Origin of the sequence: Lysinibacillus sp. IITD104 (genome assembly GCF_036698265.2) — a bacterium.
In the GTDB taxonomy this organism is placed as follows: domain Bacteria; phylum Bacillota; class Bacilli; order Bacillales_A; family Planococcaceae; genus Lysinibacillus; species Lysinibacillus boronitolerans.
This window is the reverse complement of the sequence record NZ_JBAHYH020000001.1, coordinates 4,204,457-4,221,207: the sequence shown is the minus strand read 5'-3', so window position 1 is coordinate 4,221,207 and position 16,751 is coordinate 4,204,457. Positions and strand designations below refer to the sequence as shown.

The 16,751-nt window shown below is 35.8% G+C and carries 16 protein-coding genes and 1 other annotated feature; of the genes, 7 read left to right on the top strand and 9 right to left on the bottom strand.

Annotated elements, in window-relative coordinates:
- Nucleotides 1-572, bottom strand: a 572-nt coding sequence (locus V1L66_RS21380; protein ID WP_409072233.1) for a M20/M25/M40 family metallo-hydrolase, incomplete at its 3' end; no start/stop codon positions are given.
- Nucleotides 573-1,008: 436 nt separating this feature from the next.
- On the opposite strand from V1L66_RS21380, the gene V1L66_RS21375 reads away from it, so the two are divergent.
- On the top strand, nucleotides 1,009-1,737 hold the full coding sequence (locus V1L66_RS21375) for an IclR family transcriptional regulator (protein ID WP_036077981.1): 729 nt from the start codon (nucleotides 1,009-1,011) through the stop codon (nucleotides 1,735-1,737).
- Nucleotides 1,738-1,814: 77 nt separating this feature from the next.
- Here the strand turns inward: V1L66_RS21375 and V1L66_RS21370 are convergent, their stop codons facing one another.
- Both V1L66_RS21370 and V1L66_RS21365 read right to left on the bottom strand, forming a co-directional pair.
- Nucleotides 1,815-3,059 carry an MFS transporter gene (locus tag V1L66_RS21370; RefSeq protein WP_333006869.1) on the bottom strand — a complete coding sequence of 415 codons (1,245 nt, stop codon included), beginning with the start codon at nucleotides 3,057-3,059 and terminating at the stop codon, nucleotides 1,815-1,817.
- 66 nt (nucleotides 3,060-3,125) lie between these two features.
- Nucleotides 3,126-3,390, bottom strand: a binding site (T-box leader).
- Nucleotides 3,391-3,442: 52 nt separating this feature from the next.
- Nucleotides 3,443-4,066: a hypothetical protein gene (locus tag V1L66_RS21365; protein ID WP_333006868.1), complete on the bottom strand. Its 624-nt coding sequence runs from the start codon at nucleotides 4,064-4,066 to the stop codon at nucleotides 3,443-3,445.
- Between the two features lie 64 nt (nucleotides 4,067-4,130).
- On the opposite strand from V1L66_RS21365, the gene V1L66_RS21360 reads away from it, so the two are divergent.
- Entirely contained in the window at nucleotides 4,131-5,099 is a 969-nt protein-coding gene (locus V1L66_RS21360; protein ID WP_036077989.1) for a zinc-binding dehydrogenase, read from the top strand.
- Nucleotides 5,100-5,147: 48 nt separating this feature from the next.
- Here the strand turns inward: V1L66_RS21360 and V1L66_RS21355 are convergent, their stop codons facing one another.
- The gene (locus V1L66_RS21355; RefSeq protein ID WP_333006867.1) at nucleotides 5,148-5,954 is read right to left on the bottom strand and encodes an EcsC family protein; all 807 of its coding nucleotides are present in this window, start codon (nucleotides 5,952-5,954) and stop codon (nucleotides 5,148-5,150) included.
- Nucleotides 5,955-6,059: 105 nt separating this feature from the next.
- Complete coding sequence (locus V1L66_RS21350) at nucleotides 6,060-7,421, bottom strand: PLP-dependent aminotransferase family protein (protein ID WP_333006871.1); 1,362 nt, start codon at nucleotides 7,419-7,421, stop codon at nucleotides 6,060-6,062.
- 98 nt (nucleotides 7,422-7,519) lie between these two features.
- On the opposite strand from V1L66_RS21350, the gene V1L66_RS21345 reads away from it, so the two are divergent.
- Entirely contained in the window at nucleotides 7,520-8,107 is a 588-nt protein-coding gene (locus V1L66_RS21345; RefSeq protein WP_009373719.1) for a GNAT family N-acetyltransferase, read from the top strand.
- 115 nt (nucleotides 8,108-8,222) lie between these two features.
- Complete coding sequence (locus V1L66_RS21340; protein ID WP_333006866.1) at nucleotides 8,223-9,395, top strand: ATP-grasp domain-containing protein; 1,173 nt, start codon at nucleotides 8,223-8,225, stop codon at nucleotides 9,393-9,395.
- On the opposite strand, the gene V1L66_RS21335 is transcribed toward V1L66_RS21340, so the two are convergent.
- The 4 genes from V1L66_RS21335 to V1L66_RS21320 form a co-directional block, all read right to left on the bottom strand.
- Entirely contained in the window at nucleotides 9,392-10,099 is a 708-nt protein-coding gene (locus tag V1L66_RS21335; protein ID WP_036078002.1) for an ABC transporter permease, read from the bottom strand. The genes V1L66_RS21340 and V1L66_RS21335 overlap by 4 nt on opposite strands.
- Nucleotides 10,096-10,944, bottom strand: a complete 849-nt coding sequence (locus tag V1L66_RS21330; RefSeq protein WP_036078004.1) for an ABC transporter ATP-binding protein — start codon at nucleotides 10,942-10,944, stop codon at nucleotides 10,096-10,098. The genes V1L66_RS21335 and V1L66_RS21330 overlap by 4 nt, the downstream gene beginning before the upstream one ends.
- Nucleotides 10,945-11,089: 145 nt before the next feature.
- Nucleotides 11,090-12,046: a LytTR family transcriptional regulator DNA-binding domain-containing protein gene (locus V1L66_RS21325; RefSeq protein ID WP_258859022.1), complete on the bottom strand. Its 957-nt coding sequence runs from the start codon at nucleotides 12,044-12,046 to the stop codon at nucleotides 11,090-11,092.
- An 11-nt stretch (nucleotides 12,047-12,057) separates the two neighbouring features.
- A complete protein-coding gene (locus V1L66_RS21320; protein WP_258859021.1) occupies nucleotides 12,058-12,636 on the bottom strand; it encodes a dienelactone hydrolase family protein in 579 nt (192 codons plus the stop codon).
- Between the two features lie 313 nt (nucleotides 12,637-12,949).
- On the opposite strand from V1L66_RS21320, the gene V1L66_RS21315 reads away from it, so the two are divergent.
- The 3 genes from V1L66_RS21315 to V1L66_RS21305 all read left to right on the top strand — a co-directional run bounded on the left by V1L66_RS21315 (nucleotide 12,950) and on the right by V1L66_RS21305 (nucleotide 16,733).
- Nucleotides 12,950-13,999, top strand: coding sequence for an NAD(P)/FAD-dependent oxidoreductase (locus V1L66_RS21315; RefSeq protein ID WP_333006864.1), 1,050 nt, complete (start codon nucleotides 12,950-12,952; stop codon nucleotides 13,997-13,999).
- A gap of 422 nt (nucleotides 14,000-14,421) precedes the next feature.
- Entirely contained in the window at nucleotides 14,422-15,936 is a 1,515-nt protein-coding gene (locus tag V1L66_RS21310) for a DEAD/DEAH box helicase (RefSeq protein WP_258859020.1), read from the top strand.
- 17 nt (nucleotides 15,937-15,953) lie between these two features.
- Nucleotides 15,954-16,733 carry a YqhG family protein gene (locus V1L66_RS21305; protein WP_036078017.1) on the top strand — a complete coding sequence of 260 codons (780 nt, stop codon included), beginning with the start codon at nucleotides 15,954-15,956 and terminating at the stop codon, nucleotides 16,731-16,733.
- Nucleotides 16,734-16,751: the final 18 nt, after the last annotated feature.

Genomic DNA, 16,751 nt, shown 5'->3' with positions numbered 1-16,751 from the left:
CGCAGTCTCACCAGTTCCACAACAGCCGCTCTCATACCAGCAGAGTTGACTTCCTCATCAGGAACCGTCGTTAAAATCAAATTAATCGGCCATTGCTCAAAGCTTGCCTTTTCGATCAGCTGCATGTGTAAGGCAAGGCCCATTTTCATATCCATTGTGCCGCGTCCAAATAAGTAATTCCCTGACTCCAGGTCAATGCGAGCTGCCTCTGGTAAGTCTTTTAGGTATTTAGGTTCTAGGAGCTTTTTCGTTAGTTCTTCTGGAGAAAAGGCTAACGGCTCTAGTTCACCATATTCCTCCGTATGCACCGTATCAAAGTGACTGATTAACACAACGGTTTCTGTTGCCGTTGGATGCTTATAGAAGGCTGTCACCGCATTTCTGCCAAGTCCTGCATCATGTAATTCAATCAACTCCGGGTGTTTTTCAAAATATGGAAGCGTTAACAATTTATCTTTTAACTGATAGGCAAATTTATTTTCGCCCTCCGTTAATGTTCGGCTTTCCCAGCTCACAAGTTCACATAATAGGGCACGTAGTTTTTCAGGTGTATCCCACATAAAAGCATTCATGATTTTTTCTCCTTTTATAGTAATATGTTTTATTTTCATGATGATATAAATAGATAATTAGAAGAGAAATACATATTTTTACTGTCATTTATTTTTCACTATACGAAATTAAATCTATATAGTGGAATATAAATTCATCGTAAATGGAAAACAGCAAATTGTCAATTTTAATTTTTGTGAATACTCGTAATTTTCCGCACTAATTGAGTGGAACTATGTATATATTTCATGTAGCATCTATTTATATGCATAAAAATTAGTTAAAATAAAATGAAACTACATTCAAAAGCAGGGCTACATGTAAAAAATTGAAGGTACATAAAAATTTGATAATTTGCATGAATTTTAATTTCATAATGATCCCAGTTAAAGCTAACTGGATCTATATAAACCTTAAGATAGTGATCATATGGGGAAATGAAAGGGAGTAATTGTAATGATTCAATCAATCGAAAGAGCTATGTTAGTTATAAATATACTGGCGAAGCATCCGAAGCGTTTTTTTACTGTGCAAGAAATTTTTAATGAAACAGACTTGCCTACTAGCACAATATACAGATTATTATATACATTAGAAAGTTTTGATTTAGTAGAGAGAAATGAGAATAAAAAAGAATTTCGATTAGGGTATACATGGTTGCAACTGGGTATGAAAATGTATCATGAGACGGATATTAGAGAAAAAGCGCATCCTCTATTAGAAAACCTTGCATATAATGTTCGCGAAACAATCTATTTAAGTATTGCTAAACAGTTTGCATCCATTATTATTGATCGAATTGATAGTCCTAAAAATGTCCGTATTATTGATATGATTGGTGAAAAAATCCCATATCCTATAGGGGCTCCAAATAAAGTATTGCTTGCGTTTTCTAAAAGCGATGTACAGCAACAATTTTTCCAACAACTTGAGGAGCCTGAAAAAGAAAAATTGATAGAGAGCCTCAATGATGTAAGAGAAAAAGGCTTTGCCATAAGCGTTGGAGAAAAAACAAAGGGGACAGTATCCATAGCAGCACCTATATTTGATTCAAATAAACAAACAATTGCAGCCATTAGTGCAGAGTGCTTTGAATATGATACAGATGCTGAAAAATTAGAAAGTATAACACAGGAAGTCATTAAAACTGCACAGCAGCTATCCTATGAATTAGGGTATATATAAGATTGCTTATTTCGATAAAAAACCATCTAGTGTAAGTAATTAGTAGACATTAGATGGTTTTTATATGAAAAGTGAGATTATTGTTGCTTGCTACTTATCAACCTTTTATAATAGTGGCTTTTCGAAGGTTTTATATTTAGCCATAGTAGAATGACAGCTACAAATGCCATCATAAAGGATGCACTAATGACAACTGAGCGTATGGTAATCCATTCAGCGAAAATCCCAAAAATAGTAGTAAACATAATAATAAAAAGAGCTCCAAAAAATCCATAAATACTTCCTATACGACCCATGCTCTCAGAGGGAATATTATTTTGATAAAATGTATAAAATCCTGTATTCGCAAAGGCAGTTGCAAAGGATAATACAAAGCAACCTATAGCAGCTATAAGAAAGGAAAAGGATGAGGTAAATATTAAATAGCCCAATGCTGTTACGAGAGACCCCATACCTATTAACCAAGAAGTTGGTATTTTTTCGACAGTAACAGAGTTAGTTAGCGAGCCAATTAAAACACCTACCCCCGCGATACTGACTAAAATACCATATTCCCCTTCAGATAAAGCTAATATTTGTGTTGCAAAGGCAGCCTCCAAAGAATCAGTAGCTGTCATCAAGATGATGATAGCACTAAACAATAAATAGACTACCATCACGTAGGAATTTTTTAAGCTAAAGCGTATGACCATTTGCCAATCCTGAAGCAATACGCGATAAAGGGATGTTCTTTCTGTATGTCCAACAAATTTTTCAAAGGCTTCAATATTCGGCATTTTGAACGTTATACAGGCTGATAGAAATAACGCAATCGCATTTAAATATATAGCCATATGAGGTGTTCCAACTGTGAACAAGAAACCTGCGATTGCTGGCCCAGTTAGAAATGCACCAGAGTCGAGCAAGCTGCGTAATGAATTAAAGCGTTTCCTTTGTTCGATAGGAATTAACTTAGTGATATAAGTCATAGATGTCGGCTGATACATAGAGCTAGCTACTGTAATGATAAAGACAAAGACATACATCCACACTAGGCTTGAAAAGCAGGGGAGTATGACAATGAGTATAGATTGAATCATATTTAGAATAATCATTAGCTTTTTCTTATTAAAACGATCGATTAGGCTTCCTGACCAAAAATTAGTGAACAAGGAAGAAATCGCTCTTACAATATACAATCCAGAGACAGCCAAAGCAGATTCTGTGAGGTTTAACACAATTAAATTTAAGGCGATAAAATAAATCCATTCGCCAACACTGGAAACACCAATACTACATAATAGGATGGCAGGATAGCGCCAGCTTTCTAAAGCTTTTCTCATATAAATTCCTCCTTAAGCAAAGTGACGATTTGCAAAATAAAAAACCCCACCCCCAAGACGATTAGTCTTAGGGACGAGGTTGTAGAATTTATATACTCACGTGGTGCCACCCTAGTTCACTATTATGTCACCATAATAGCCTTTTCAGTACGGCATAGTGCCTATGCTTATACTGTAACTCTATAACGGGAGTTCCCGTCGCACCATCATTCAAACAAAATCCAATGCGCTACTCCGAGGCTTGTTTCAATAATTCGTTCTTACTCGTTTTCAGCAATCCGAGCTCTCTGGGAAGAACAGCCTTATTTACTCTTCTCTTCAATGTATTTTCGCTAGTGTAACATATGTACATGATTTTGGTAAATAGTCCTATAAAAAGATTACTAATTATTTTGTAGAAAGATTTTTAATTGTGTTATCAGCGATTGGCAGTGCTGTATGGATAAATCAACATTCAAGGGAATTTCAAGTGAATGATTAAGGTTCTCCAAAACAGCAAGCTGAAGGGTAGCAAGTTGCGCTAGCTTCTCCTGTGAATAATGAGGGTCCGCTGTACCAATTGCCAAAAATGCATGTTTGTCTAATAGATTTGCCATTGTATGTTGAAGAGAAAGTAATGGGGTGAAAAGTACATAACGAGCAGGGATAGAAGGAGTCTGCTGCATATAATAATCGACAATTGGCATAGTACCTAAAGATTTTCCTAGATAGACGACTTCTCTATAAGGCTTTGATTGCAAGCATTTCTCTACAATAGGATTGGCAACACGATAGACCATTTCTGATATGGCTTGGGAGTCCTGTTCAAAGTGCTGCTGCTCAAATGTATAATTGATTTGGATGACATCATAGCCAAGTTCTAGCAGTAATGCCGTAGAATAATAAAGTATAGGTTTATCATAGGTATAGCCTGTGCCAGAGAGCATAAAACATACCTTATCGCTTTTTCTATCAAAAAAGCTGTAGGATAGACCATTGTACATGGCGTGCTTAGGTTTGATTTTCATGAATATTCCTCCATCATTTCTATATATAGTATATAATTTTACTATAGCAAGGAGGGAGAAATTTATGAAGGCTATTATTATCAATGAATTTGGCACATCTGAGGTTTTAACATCTATTGATTGTCCAAAACCGACTATTTGTGAGGGTGAAGTCTTAATACGGACAACCTATACAAGCGTAAATTTTGCAGATATTAAAAATCGCACAGGTAATAAAGCTAAAGCAAATTTTCCGATGGTTCTTGGTTTGGATGTTGCAGGGGTAATTGAAGAAGTTTTTAATGATAGTAGTGGTTTTCAAAAGGGTGACCAAGTTATCGCATTCCCGAAAAACGGCGCTTATGCAGAATTTGTTGTAGCAAAGGAACAACTAGTCTTTAAAATACCTAGTGGTGTACCAATCGAGAAGGTAGCAGCTGTACCGACTGTTTTATTTTTATCGTATATGTTAACACATCAAATAGCAGCCATTGGTCAGCAGGATGCCGTCCTAATTCATGCTGCTTCTGGTGGGGTAGGTACAATGCTTGTTCAAATGGCAAAAAGGCTGGGAGCTAAACAGATTATAGGTACAGTGAGTAATTTAGAAAAAGCCCCAATCGTTTATCAGCTTGGTGCGGATCATGTACTAACATATGATCAATTTAGTACAAATGTCAATGAACTTACAAAGGGTCAGGGTGTTGATATTGTGTACGATTCCATTGCAGGAGCTATCACCGAGGAGAGTTTAACTTGCTTAGCGCCTTATGGTACGCTTGTCCAATTTGGGAATAGTGGAGGCAGAGCAGGTAATATTAAAACAGCAGATTTACACAATAGTTGCCGCAATATAAAAGGATTTAGCTTAGGTACGACAAGAGCTTTGAAGCCAGAACTGTTACAACAGGTGGCACAGGATATTTTCTCTTTAGTAAAAGAAGACAGTTTTCAGGTGCCGATTGCTAAAATATTTACCTTAGAGGAAATGAAAAAGGCTCACGAATTTATGGAAAGTCGTCAGCATCAAGGAAAAATACTTATTAAAATATAAAAGCACAAAAAAAATGACACTCCAAATATGGGTGTCATCTTTTGTCAATCAACCATCTAATTCAGTAAGTTTTTCATAAATACGTCTTTTACGATACAGCATCATACCCGTTTCGGCTACATCCTGAATCATGCCCTTATTGGCATAGGCTCCAAAAACCATCCCTGCAATAGGGATCATTTGAAACAGCTTTTTCCAGCCTAGCTGATCACGATATGTGTAAAATACTTCCTGCCATCCTTGAAGCTGAGAAATCATGTTATCGGAAGCCTTTTTTGAGCTATTCATAGCAGAAAGCTCCTGTAAGATTGCTTCTTTACCAACAATATCAGCAGAGGTAAATTGTAGACATTTTACAATAAAAATACGTTCCATTTTATCGTTCGGATCATAGCCATGTATAATTGCTATTTCTTGCAAAGTTTTTAGTGCAGTCCCTAAAATCATTGGAATATCAATAGCTAAAGTAAAGATGCCTCCAAAGCCAGTAGAGGCTCCTTGTACAGTAGCAAATTTCACACGTTCATTTTGTAATTTGTCACTGAGGGAGATCATGTCCTCTAAAGGAATCTGACCAATATCAGATATAGTTATAATATGCTGAGTGGAAGAATGGTCACGAATTTTTTGTATCATGGCTTTTTCATTGATTAAATACTTTCCACCGGACTGAATATAATTGCCTAGTTCATCTACCAATAAAGCAATTTTATTTTGGAGAAAGGCAGGTGTCATTTTATCTAATAATTTAAATGGTATTCTCCCTAATTTCTCCCAAAACCATAAATCTTTTTGATCTTTTTCCCACACTTGAATCTCTTGTAAATGCTGCTCTAATAACTCTCGATTCTCCATTATTGTCTTATCCCCTTATGTGTCCATTTAACTTTAAATACGAAAAAAACTATATAAAGTTTCGCTTTATTTAAATGAGATTTCGACAAACTAATGAATCACATGCTATTGCCAAACGGACGCAAGGAGTGCAATTCCTTCATTTATTTGCTGAAGTGTCAGTCCACCATACCCTATAATGATCATGGTTTCATTTGTTCCATTCTGATAGGAGGTAGAGCATGGATAGACTTGAACCCCTACCTCTTGAGCAAGCTGGATCGCTCTACTCTCGGTGAGATGTTGTGGTAGCTTGATGACTATATGAAGTCCGGATTTTTCACCGATTACTTGAAATTCATTTGAAAAATGTGAAGAGATGGCGGTCAATAATGCTTGTTGTTTTTTACGATAGATTGTTCGCATTTTTGCCAAATGCTTATCGAATAGACCTTGTGCAAGAAAGTCTGCTAAGACAAGTTGGTCTACTTTGGAGACAACCGATTTTTGCTCAGAATGAAAAGTCATAAACGGCACTACTAAAGACTTTGGAAGGATCATATAACTAATGCGTAAGGATGGAAGCAATGTTTTTGAAAATGTTCCGAAATAAATGACACGCTGAAGCTGATCCATTTTTGCTAAAGACGGGATTGGTAGCCCCTTATAACGAAATTCGGAATCATAATCATCTTCAATAATAAGCCCCGCGTTCGAGTTAGCCCATTGTAACAATGCCACTCTTCTTTCTATGGTCATAATCATGCCTAATGGAAATTGATGAGCAGGTGTTGTGTATAACATGTGAATTGGTGTTGCAGGGAGTGTAACCCCTGAATAGTCCACAGGAATCGCCTCTGTGGACAATCCACATTGCTGTAAAACGGCACGCACTCTTTTAAATCCTGGCTCCTCTAACCCAACGCGTGTCGCAGACCCAAGAAAATGACAAAGAGCCTGAAGCTGGCTTTGTGTACCACTGTATATAAATACCTGTGAAGCATCACAGCTAACCCCACGAGAACGCTCTACATAGCGGGCAATCTCTGTGCGTAAAGTTGTCTCTCCCTCCCAAGGGCTTGTTGATAAGTTGTTACTATTAAAATGTTTTTTAATAAGCTTGTGCCAAGCAGCATAAGGAAAAGCCTCGTTATCCACATGTCCATTTGTAAAATCAAATTGTATATTGTTAGGGATATTGTTACTTGGAACAGATACATGCTGGGGTACTTGCTGTAGCCAATCAAATTCAAAGGGCGCAATAAAATAACCAGAACGCTCTTTACTATAAATATAGCCTTCTGCAAGTAACTGCTCATAGGCTTCCTTTATGGTGTGTACACTCACATTCAATGTTAGGGCGAGAGCTCGTTTAGAAGGCAGTTGTTCATGAGCAAGTAATTTTTTAGTGATAATAGCATGCTTTATCTCTTCATAGATTTGGATGTATTTCGCTAGATTGCCTGTAAATATAATGGAGAGCTCCAGATAATTTCCTCCTCCTCTGGTATGGTTGATTTTTTAGTAATTGGTTATATATATCATATCAATTTTACCGTTAAATAAGTAAAAAGGAGTGAAGTGTAATGGAATTTATAACATTAGAAAATGAAGTGGTTAAACTAAAGCCTTTAGAATTGAGCGATTTACCAGGAATTTTAGAGACAGGAAGTTATCCAGAAATTTGGTCACATATGTCCACAACCATAGAAAAAAAGGAAGATGTGAATAAATTTGTGGAAAACGCATTAAAGGCAAAAAACGAAAAAACAGAATTTCCATTTGTGATTGTGGATAAACAATCAGGGGACATTATCGGGTCTACACGTTTTATGGATATTGATGACAAGCATCAGCGATTAGAAATTGGCTATACATGGCTAACACCCGCATACTGGCGTACAGCTATTAATACTAATTGTAAGTATTTGCTATTACGATACTCTTTTGAGCATCTTCATTTACAACGTGTACAAATAAAAACGGATCATGAAAATATTCGTTCTCAAAAGGCAATTGAGCGAATTGGTGCTACAAAAGAGGGAATATTGCGTAACCATATGATTCGCAAAGATGGGACAACTAGGCATACCGTTATGTATAGCATTACAATAGAAGAATGGCCACAGGTGAAAAAGCATTTAGAAAGTCTATTAGTGCAATTGGGATGTTAATAGGTATAAAAAGGGATTTATATAACCCGTAAAACCCTTTTTTCTTATAAAAAGTGTCAAAAAATAAAGGGGAGGGTAGAGTAGAGTACCGAAAAATTGAAAGAGGGTAATCTACTTGAAACCTAAATACACGTTAAGACAAATTTATGGTGATAATGCTGTGTATACACCAAGAACACCGTATAGCGATAATCCGTGGATGATGGATGATCCTCATAAGCTAGATGCTTTAACCTCAAGAGAAGTTGCTATTGCTGATATCCCCGTGCTAGTACATCGAGCAACACAAACAGAAAAGGCGCAAGAGCTTCATCAATTAGCAGGATTACCATGGGTAGAACAGCCTTATAGTTATGAGACTCAAGAGGAATATCTGGCACAGATCCAAACATGGTGTAAGGAAGGGAAGACCATTGTATGTCAATATATACACGACCTGGAGCATATGGATCGTCAATGTTATTGGATGGATGCGGAGAAATTTAATGAGTTGAATACAAAAGCTTATATTGATCATTTAATCGATAGTAAATATGTGCCAAGTCGTCTAAATGTGGAGACGTATAGACTTTCAGATGCCATTAAAAATTGGCAGCCTCCTGTAGTACTGAAGCCTGGCGATGATTCTCCGACATCGGGAGGATATGGCGTTACCATTTGTCATAATAAAGAGGAGCTGACGGAGGGTTTACGACAATTTCGGATGACTGGAACTGAAAGTATAATCATTGAGGAGCTTTTACAGACAAAGGACAACTATAGCTGTCAATTTGTTTACTCGGAGGAGCTAGGTATTCAATATTTAGGAGCTTCCCAGCAAATTACGGATGACAATGGCATTTACGAAGGGAATATCATTGTAGATAAAGTGCCCGAAAAAGTAATTGAAGTAGGAAAGCATATTATGGAACGTGGCGTTGAAGAAGGCTTTGTCGGTGTGGCAGGCTTTGATTTAATTGTCACTGAAGCTGGTGATGTTCAAGCGATAGATTTAAATTTCCGTCAAAATGGTTCAACCTCTATGCTGATGTTTCATGATGCTTTAGGAAAGCCCATCAATAAATTTAGCTCCTATTCAGCACAAAGCCCACAACAGAATAATTACTTCTATCAAACAATTAAGAAATATATAAAACAAGGTATGTTATTTCCCTTATCTTTCTATGATGGAGATTATTTTGAGGAGTCTGTACCTTCTAGATTTGTCGGTGTATGGTATGCAGATACGTTAGAGGAAATTGAAAAACGGGAGAAGGAATTATTACCTGAAGAAAAGAATGGTCTTTAATCGACCATTCTTTTTTTATAGATAATTGCTGCGAAAATCCAAGAAAGAAGAGACCATACAATTATCGTAATCATAGGAATAAGAACATCTGCCATAGAATACTTACCTTCTAACGCCTCTGCTAAAAGTAATAACTGTGAGCTTGGTAGCCATTCAGCTAATTTTAAGATTGGGTATGCCGAAGATAGAGCTAAGGCCAGAGGTCCAAATGAGAAGATAACCATTACAGGTAACACAATAATAGATGCTTCCATAATAGATTTAGCAAATAAACCGCATATTGTACCTAGAGCAATATAAAACACAGCAGAAAGCAATAATGCAATTGCTAAGATAAAAAGGTTTGCAGGTTCGTAGCCAACTAGAAAAATAGCCATTGTTACAGATACAATTGTAACAATTAGAACAAACAGGCTTTTACCAATTAAAATATCTCCAAGTGAGGCAGGGGAGAGCATAAGACTGCGAAGAGTGTTTTTTTCCTTTTCTTCTGCAATTAAACTACATTGTACGTAAGTAGTCACTATGGAAAATGTCATGTTAATTGGTAGAAAATACATGCTAATAGTATTTGCACCTAATCGATTATATAAAAACGCCATTATAAGTGGTAGTAATACCATAGTTGATACGGCATAGTTACGTGAGAATTCCTTATAATCCTTCATCAATATAGCTTGAATACGTGTCATTGAAATATTCATACTAAATCACTCCCTGTTATTTGCATAAAAATGTCACCTAGTGTTGGCTCGTTTGTATAGATACGTGTAACTTGATCGGATTGCATCCATTGATATAACTTCTCTGCATCTTGAGAACCATTCTCTATAATTTCCTGTTCGCCATTTTTAAGCTCTACTGTAATAGTGTCAGAGCCAAATTCTTTTTTTAGATCTTTTGGAGCGCCGATTGCTCGGATTTTCCCTTTATGCAGGAAAGCAACACGATCACAAAGTATTTCTGCTTCGCTCATATCGTGTGTTGTTAAAAAAATTGTTGTACCCATAGCATTTAATTTTCGTAAGCCATTATATATATGCTGTGTATTTACTGGGTCCAAAGCAGAAGTAGGCTCATCTAAAAATAATAATTCGGGCTTGTGCATAATTGCACGAGCAAGTGTAACACGTTGAATCATTCCTTTGGAAAGCTGACTGATCTTCTTTTTACGTTCTGCATATAAATTGACAAAGTCCAAAGCTTCTTTTACAGCAGATGGAGATAGCTGATATAAATTACTATAAAGTATTAAATTTTCTTCAATTGATAGTCTCGTATACAAGCCACTATTATCTGTCAAAATACCGAAACGTTTACGATTGTGACTTTGCTTCATTTCAGATGCATGTTGCCCAAATAATAGAACATTACCAGCCGATTTATCTGTTTGTGCGGTTAATATTTTAATAGTAGTAGTTTTACCAGAACCACTTGGGCCAAGAAAGCCGAATATTTCCCCTTTCTTAATGGTAAAGGAAACATCCTGTAATGCTGTTTCATTATTAAAAGTTTTTTTCAAATGTTGCACATCAATCACTGCGTTCATGTGTAACCTCCTGTTTGTTGTTGATGTCTACACTATAAACAACAAGGGTAAGGCTCACAGTAAAAATCATGTGAAAGGCAGAAAAAGAACCTTCAATGGAATTTTATTAAAGGTGACAGGAGTCGATTATTTCCTGGGAAATCTACTAAATTCCGAGTATTTCCTTTAAAGTTGCCAATTTATTTTTCGACAGTGGAACAACTGTCTTTTCTGTACTGTTGAGTGCTAAGCTATAGCTATTGCGTGTCCAAGTAATAATCTCTCGAACCTTTTGTAGATTCACAATATAAGAACGATGGCTTCTAAAAAAGCCGAATGGTGTCAATTTTTGCTCTAACTCATTTAGCGATAGAGTACATGGATAAGCTTCACCTGCTACATAAATAGATACTTCTCCTTCAACACTTTCAATATAATCAATTTCGGGTGGATTAAATAAAATAATCTTTTCATTTTTCTTTGTTGGGATTTTATCTAGTCGAATTGGTGCATTCTTAATGGTTATTGGTGCCTGTTCTACACCATCCTCTTTTACGTCTAAAGCATGTAAGTCTGCTCCATCTAATCGATGTATAGTTGTACTTGCAACCATTAAGTCTTCTAGATTATTTGATAATAAAATAATAATTTTGTGCTCTTTTGCGAGATTTTTTAATAACTGTTGGATAGTTTGCTTTGAAAATTCATCTATATTTTGAAAGGGTTCTTCTAAAATTTGAATAGATGCCGGATGTAGGTACATATTCAATAGTTTTAATCGCTGTTTTTCACTATTAGAAAGCTTACTAATTCTATTGTTTTTTTGTTCAGTAAGTTTAAAAAGCTTCAATATGTTCTCTGTTTCATTAGTTGGGCGGCTAAAAAGCTTTAAAATGAACTGGATATACTCGCGCGCTGTGAGTCGCTCATATAACGAGCTTTCACGAAAAGAAGTATACGTATCATCTCGTTTCATAAACCATTGCATTAATGTATGTATTTTGGAAACATCTGTATAGATGCCTATAATCATGCCAGGTTGTAGAGAAAGATGAAAGCTTGGATAAATAACATTGCCTGCTTCAATATATGGATCAACCTGAATATCAATATTTTGTTCCACGTTTATTCCTCCTATAGCTTGCTAGCTTGTAAAAAGTATTTGATGTCATTGAGTGCTTGCGAGTGGCTCATCTGACAGTAGTTTGAGTTAGAGGCATCCATAAAGCCATGTAAGCCTTGAAATTGTTTGACCTGAACATTCGGTATGCTTGCAAGTGTGTCCTTCAATGATTGAACATCAAAGCTATCTTCATGGCTAGGTAAAACAACCAAAGTTGGGCAAGATGGAATGTTATCAAGGTATTGGCGGATCCGTGAGCCATACACACAAATGACACGGTGTAAGGGGAGTGTAGTTAATCGCCAGGCTAAAGTTGCACCTACACTATATCCAATTAATATTACCTCATCGTCATTTTCACAAGCCTCCAATAATTTTTGTGAAAGTAACTCAAGAGGAGCATCAAAGCCAACTGTCTGTAAGAAAAAGTCATAGGCTTGTTTTTCCTGCTCATATGGAAAGGAAAGTCCTTCTGGATAAAGCGAAATAAGGGAAACAGCAGTGTCTTCATCGCCGTATTCTTGAATTTGTTTTTCAATAAAATGATTAACTCCATAGATCTCATGTAGTATATAGATTTTTCTTTTCATTGCGTCCTCTATTATCTTTTTTCCAATAGTGTATCAAAAAGTAAGTAAAACGTATAATTCGCTTCTAGAATGAACAGTAATAATTATTTTCAAAAGTACAATGATTTGGTCACCAATTATTAACATTATTATTTATATAATTAGAATTTGGTATAATTTTATTTGATAATGATTATCATTATCGTATAATGGAATTTAAGGAGGAAGTTCAAATCAGTTTACACAATTAGAAATACACAGTAGGACTGTCATGCGATATGAGTTAGTCCAATTGTTGAAATAGGTAAAGACAAATTGAAAGGTGTGTTAAAAATTGTTAGAACAAGAATTATATGATGTAACCATTATTGGTGGTGGGCCAGCGGGTTTATATTCAAGCTTTTATTGTGGTTTACGTGAAATGAAAACCAAGCTAATTGAATCACAACCACAGCTAGGCGGTAAAATTCATGTTTATCCAGAGAAAATGATTTGGGATGTGGGAGGTGTAACGCCTATATCAGGGGGGCAACTAATTAAACAATTAGTTGAGCAAGCCTTAACCTTTAATCCTTCTATTTATACAAATGAAAAAGTCCTGTCCATTGCAAAAAATGAAGATGGTATTTTTGTCATAACAGCAGAGTCAGGAAATATTCATTATTCCAAAACCGTTATCGTTGCTATTGGTGGTGGCATCCTAAATCCCCAAAAAATTGAAATTGAGGGGGCTGAACGCTTTGAAGTATCTAATTTAAATTACACAATTAAATCCTATGAAAAATTTAAAGATAAGGCAGTTATTATTTCTGGTGGTGGTAACACAGCGGTAGACTGGGCATTAGAATTAACGGAGGTGGCATCCAAGGTCTATTTAACTTATCGAAAAGATACATTGTCTGCACATGAGGCTCAAATTACAGAGCTTGCAAATAGTTCGATCGAATGCCATTTCAATTCTGAAATTACCAAGCTGATTGCAGACGAGCAAGCAGGAATGATTAAAGCTATTGCTTTAACAAATCATGAAACAGGGACTGTAACAGAAATTCCTATTGATGAAGTTGTCATCAGTCATGGGTATGTGCGTGATAAAGAGCTGTTAGATAATAGTCCATTAGCCATTGAGCGCAAAAATGATTATTTTATCGCTGGTACGATTAATAGTGAATCATCGATCCCAGGCCTTTATGCTGCGGGTGATATTTTGAGCCATGATGGTAAAATTCATTTAATTGCAGCAGCCTTTCATGATGCACTTCATGCAGTGAATAGTGCGAAGAAATATATCCAACCTGATGCTTCTGAGGGAGGTATCGTTTCCTCACATAATGATATTTTCAAACAACGTAATCGTAAGCTATTACAGGAAAGTTTAAAATAATCGATTTTAGGAGCACTGAAGTATTCATGGTGTTCCTTTCTTTTATCTTGATGTCTATTTTAGAAGAAACACTTCTGAGGGACTATCAATATAATAAACAAAATATAACGCTGATTATGGAGTATATAGAAGAAAATTATACAGAGAATATGATTGTCATGGTATCGTGAAATATTTGAGAAAAAATGGGTTTTAGTCCAAATTATCTCACTGATTTTCGTTTTCAAAAGTCTAAAATGTACTTGAGAACATCTCATTTATCCATTAAAGAATTTGCTGAAAAATCGCCTAGCCAATTCCGTAAATATATGAATTAACAAACACCTAATGAAAAAATAACTTTCATTAGGTGTTTTTCCTCTAGAAAGAACATAGCTTTTCCTTTTTTGGACACCCTAAACTAGAAAAAATGACATGGGGTGATGATCATGAAAATAGAAAGGTCGTCCGAGTGGGAAGAAGGCTTTATCGATCGATTAAATCATCTTGAAAAATGGGATAGCTGGACATTGTACAAGATGAACTATGATATTGTGAAAATGAAACTAATTCCTGATTTTACAGGATTGCAGGCTACAAAGTATTTACCTAATCTACAACCTTTGAAACACCAGCTAGAGGCAGCCGAAACAGTTATTGAACGTATGAATGGGAAAGCTATTTTAGCTGATGAGGTGGGGCTAGGGAAAACAATTGAAGCTGGCTTAATCTTAAAGGAATACCTTATTCGAGGTCTTGTGAAAAGAGCATTGATTTTGGCTCCTGCTTCTTTAATTAATCAGTGGATTGAAGAGTTAAATATAAAATTTCATATTCCTGCCGTTGCCTATAAAAAAAATTGCCCAATAGAGCGCTATGATGTCCTTATTATGAGTATGGATACGGCAAAAAAGAGTCCACATAGAGAGCGCATTTATGAGCAGGATTATGACATGATAATTATTGATGAGGCACATAAATTAAAAAATAATAAAACACAAATTTACGAGTTTGTACAAGGCTTAAAGAAAAAATTCTGCCTATTATTAACAGCCACACCTATTCAAAATGATATCTTTGAATTGTATTATTTAATCTCCTTATTAAAGCCTGGACATCTAGGTAACTATGACACGTTCCAATCTGCCTTCTCTGCTAGTAAGCATGATTTAGAACATGATGATTATTTAAAAGAGTTGGTTAATCAGGTAATGGTAAGAAATCGAAGGGAAGATACGGGGATTGATTGGACAAATCGTCGTGTACAAATTGTACCGATTACATTTACGGACGAAGAAAGAGAAGTTTACGAAATGCTTGGCAACCTTCAAAACACAGGGTCATTTTCATTAATAACGTTGCAAAAAGAAATGTGTAGTAGCAAGGAAGCTACAGCATTAACATTAACGAATATGCTGGATGATCATGTACAACCACAAGAAATTGAAGCGATTATAACTAAATTAATGACCTTGGAAGTGAATTCAAAGGCAGAAAAGGCATTGGAAATTGTTAAACAAGCAAATGACAAGGTTATTATTTTTACAGAATATCGTGCTACGCAAATTTATTTGCAATGGTACTTACATTCTAATGGCATATCAAGTGTGCTGTTTAATGGTAAGTTTAATAAAAGTAAACGAGATTATATGAAGCACCTATTTAAAGAGCGAGCCCAGGTGCTCATCGCTACTGAGGCAGGAGGAGAGGGGATAAACCTTCAATTTTGTCATCATGTAATCAACTATGATCTACCTTGGAATCCAATGAAGCTAGAGCAACGTATTGGCCGTGTCCATCGTTTGGGACAGGAGCATGATGTTCATATCTATAATCTTGCTATAGAAAATACGATTGAAGAAAAAATTCTGCAATTGCTTCATACGAAGATTGATGTGTTCGAGAAGGTGGTTGGAGATTTAGATGCCATTTTAACAAACTTTAAAGAATCAGTATAAGGTAGGGAGATGCAGCTATGTATCCGCAGCAAGTTCACCACTATTTAAAGGAATTTTTTATGGAGAATGACTGTGCAATTTTAGGAGAAGAGGATCATTATCTAACCGTTCAATTAACAGTAGACATAGATAAAAGAATTATGAATAGGCCATTTTATTGGCAATACGTTGAAGCGACAAATAGTGAGCCAAACCCCGCTCAAGTAACCTTCATTACAAACCAAACAGCAATGGCTGGTAACATTTTTGGGGAAGCTATTCATTACGGCTCTCCACGTTTAAATCAAGTATTTTTAGCTACAAGAGAACTAGGGGCCTATGTTCAATTGTTTGAAAAGGTTGATCGTGATATGGGGCAGGTTATTTTAACGCCCTGGTTAGGTGTTAACTTTAAAGTTTCGTATTGCTGTGATCGTACAAAAGAAATGCTTTACTCATTTGGCATTAATTTATTGACTGGTGTTATTAAGGAGGATTTTCATGAAATGATTTGTTCTTCGGACTTTAACACAAAACCCGAAGAAAATGTATTTCATGTGCAATATATTATTAAGCCTGCCCGAGCACTTGAAAGATTGAAAGCTACAATTGAGTCAATTATTGAGCAGGATGATCATTCTTGGGCAATGGAAGCACAAAAACGATGGCAACGTGATCAACGTGTATTAGATTATTTTTATGAAGATGTAGAGGATAAACCAGAATGCTATGAAATTGAAAGAAAAGCATTAGAGGAGCAATATGAAGCAAAAATTAAAATAGAAGTCATTAATGGGGGATTATTTTATCTCTTTTAAATAAGGAGCTGTCTAAAA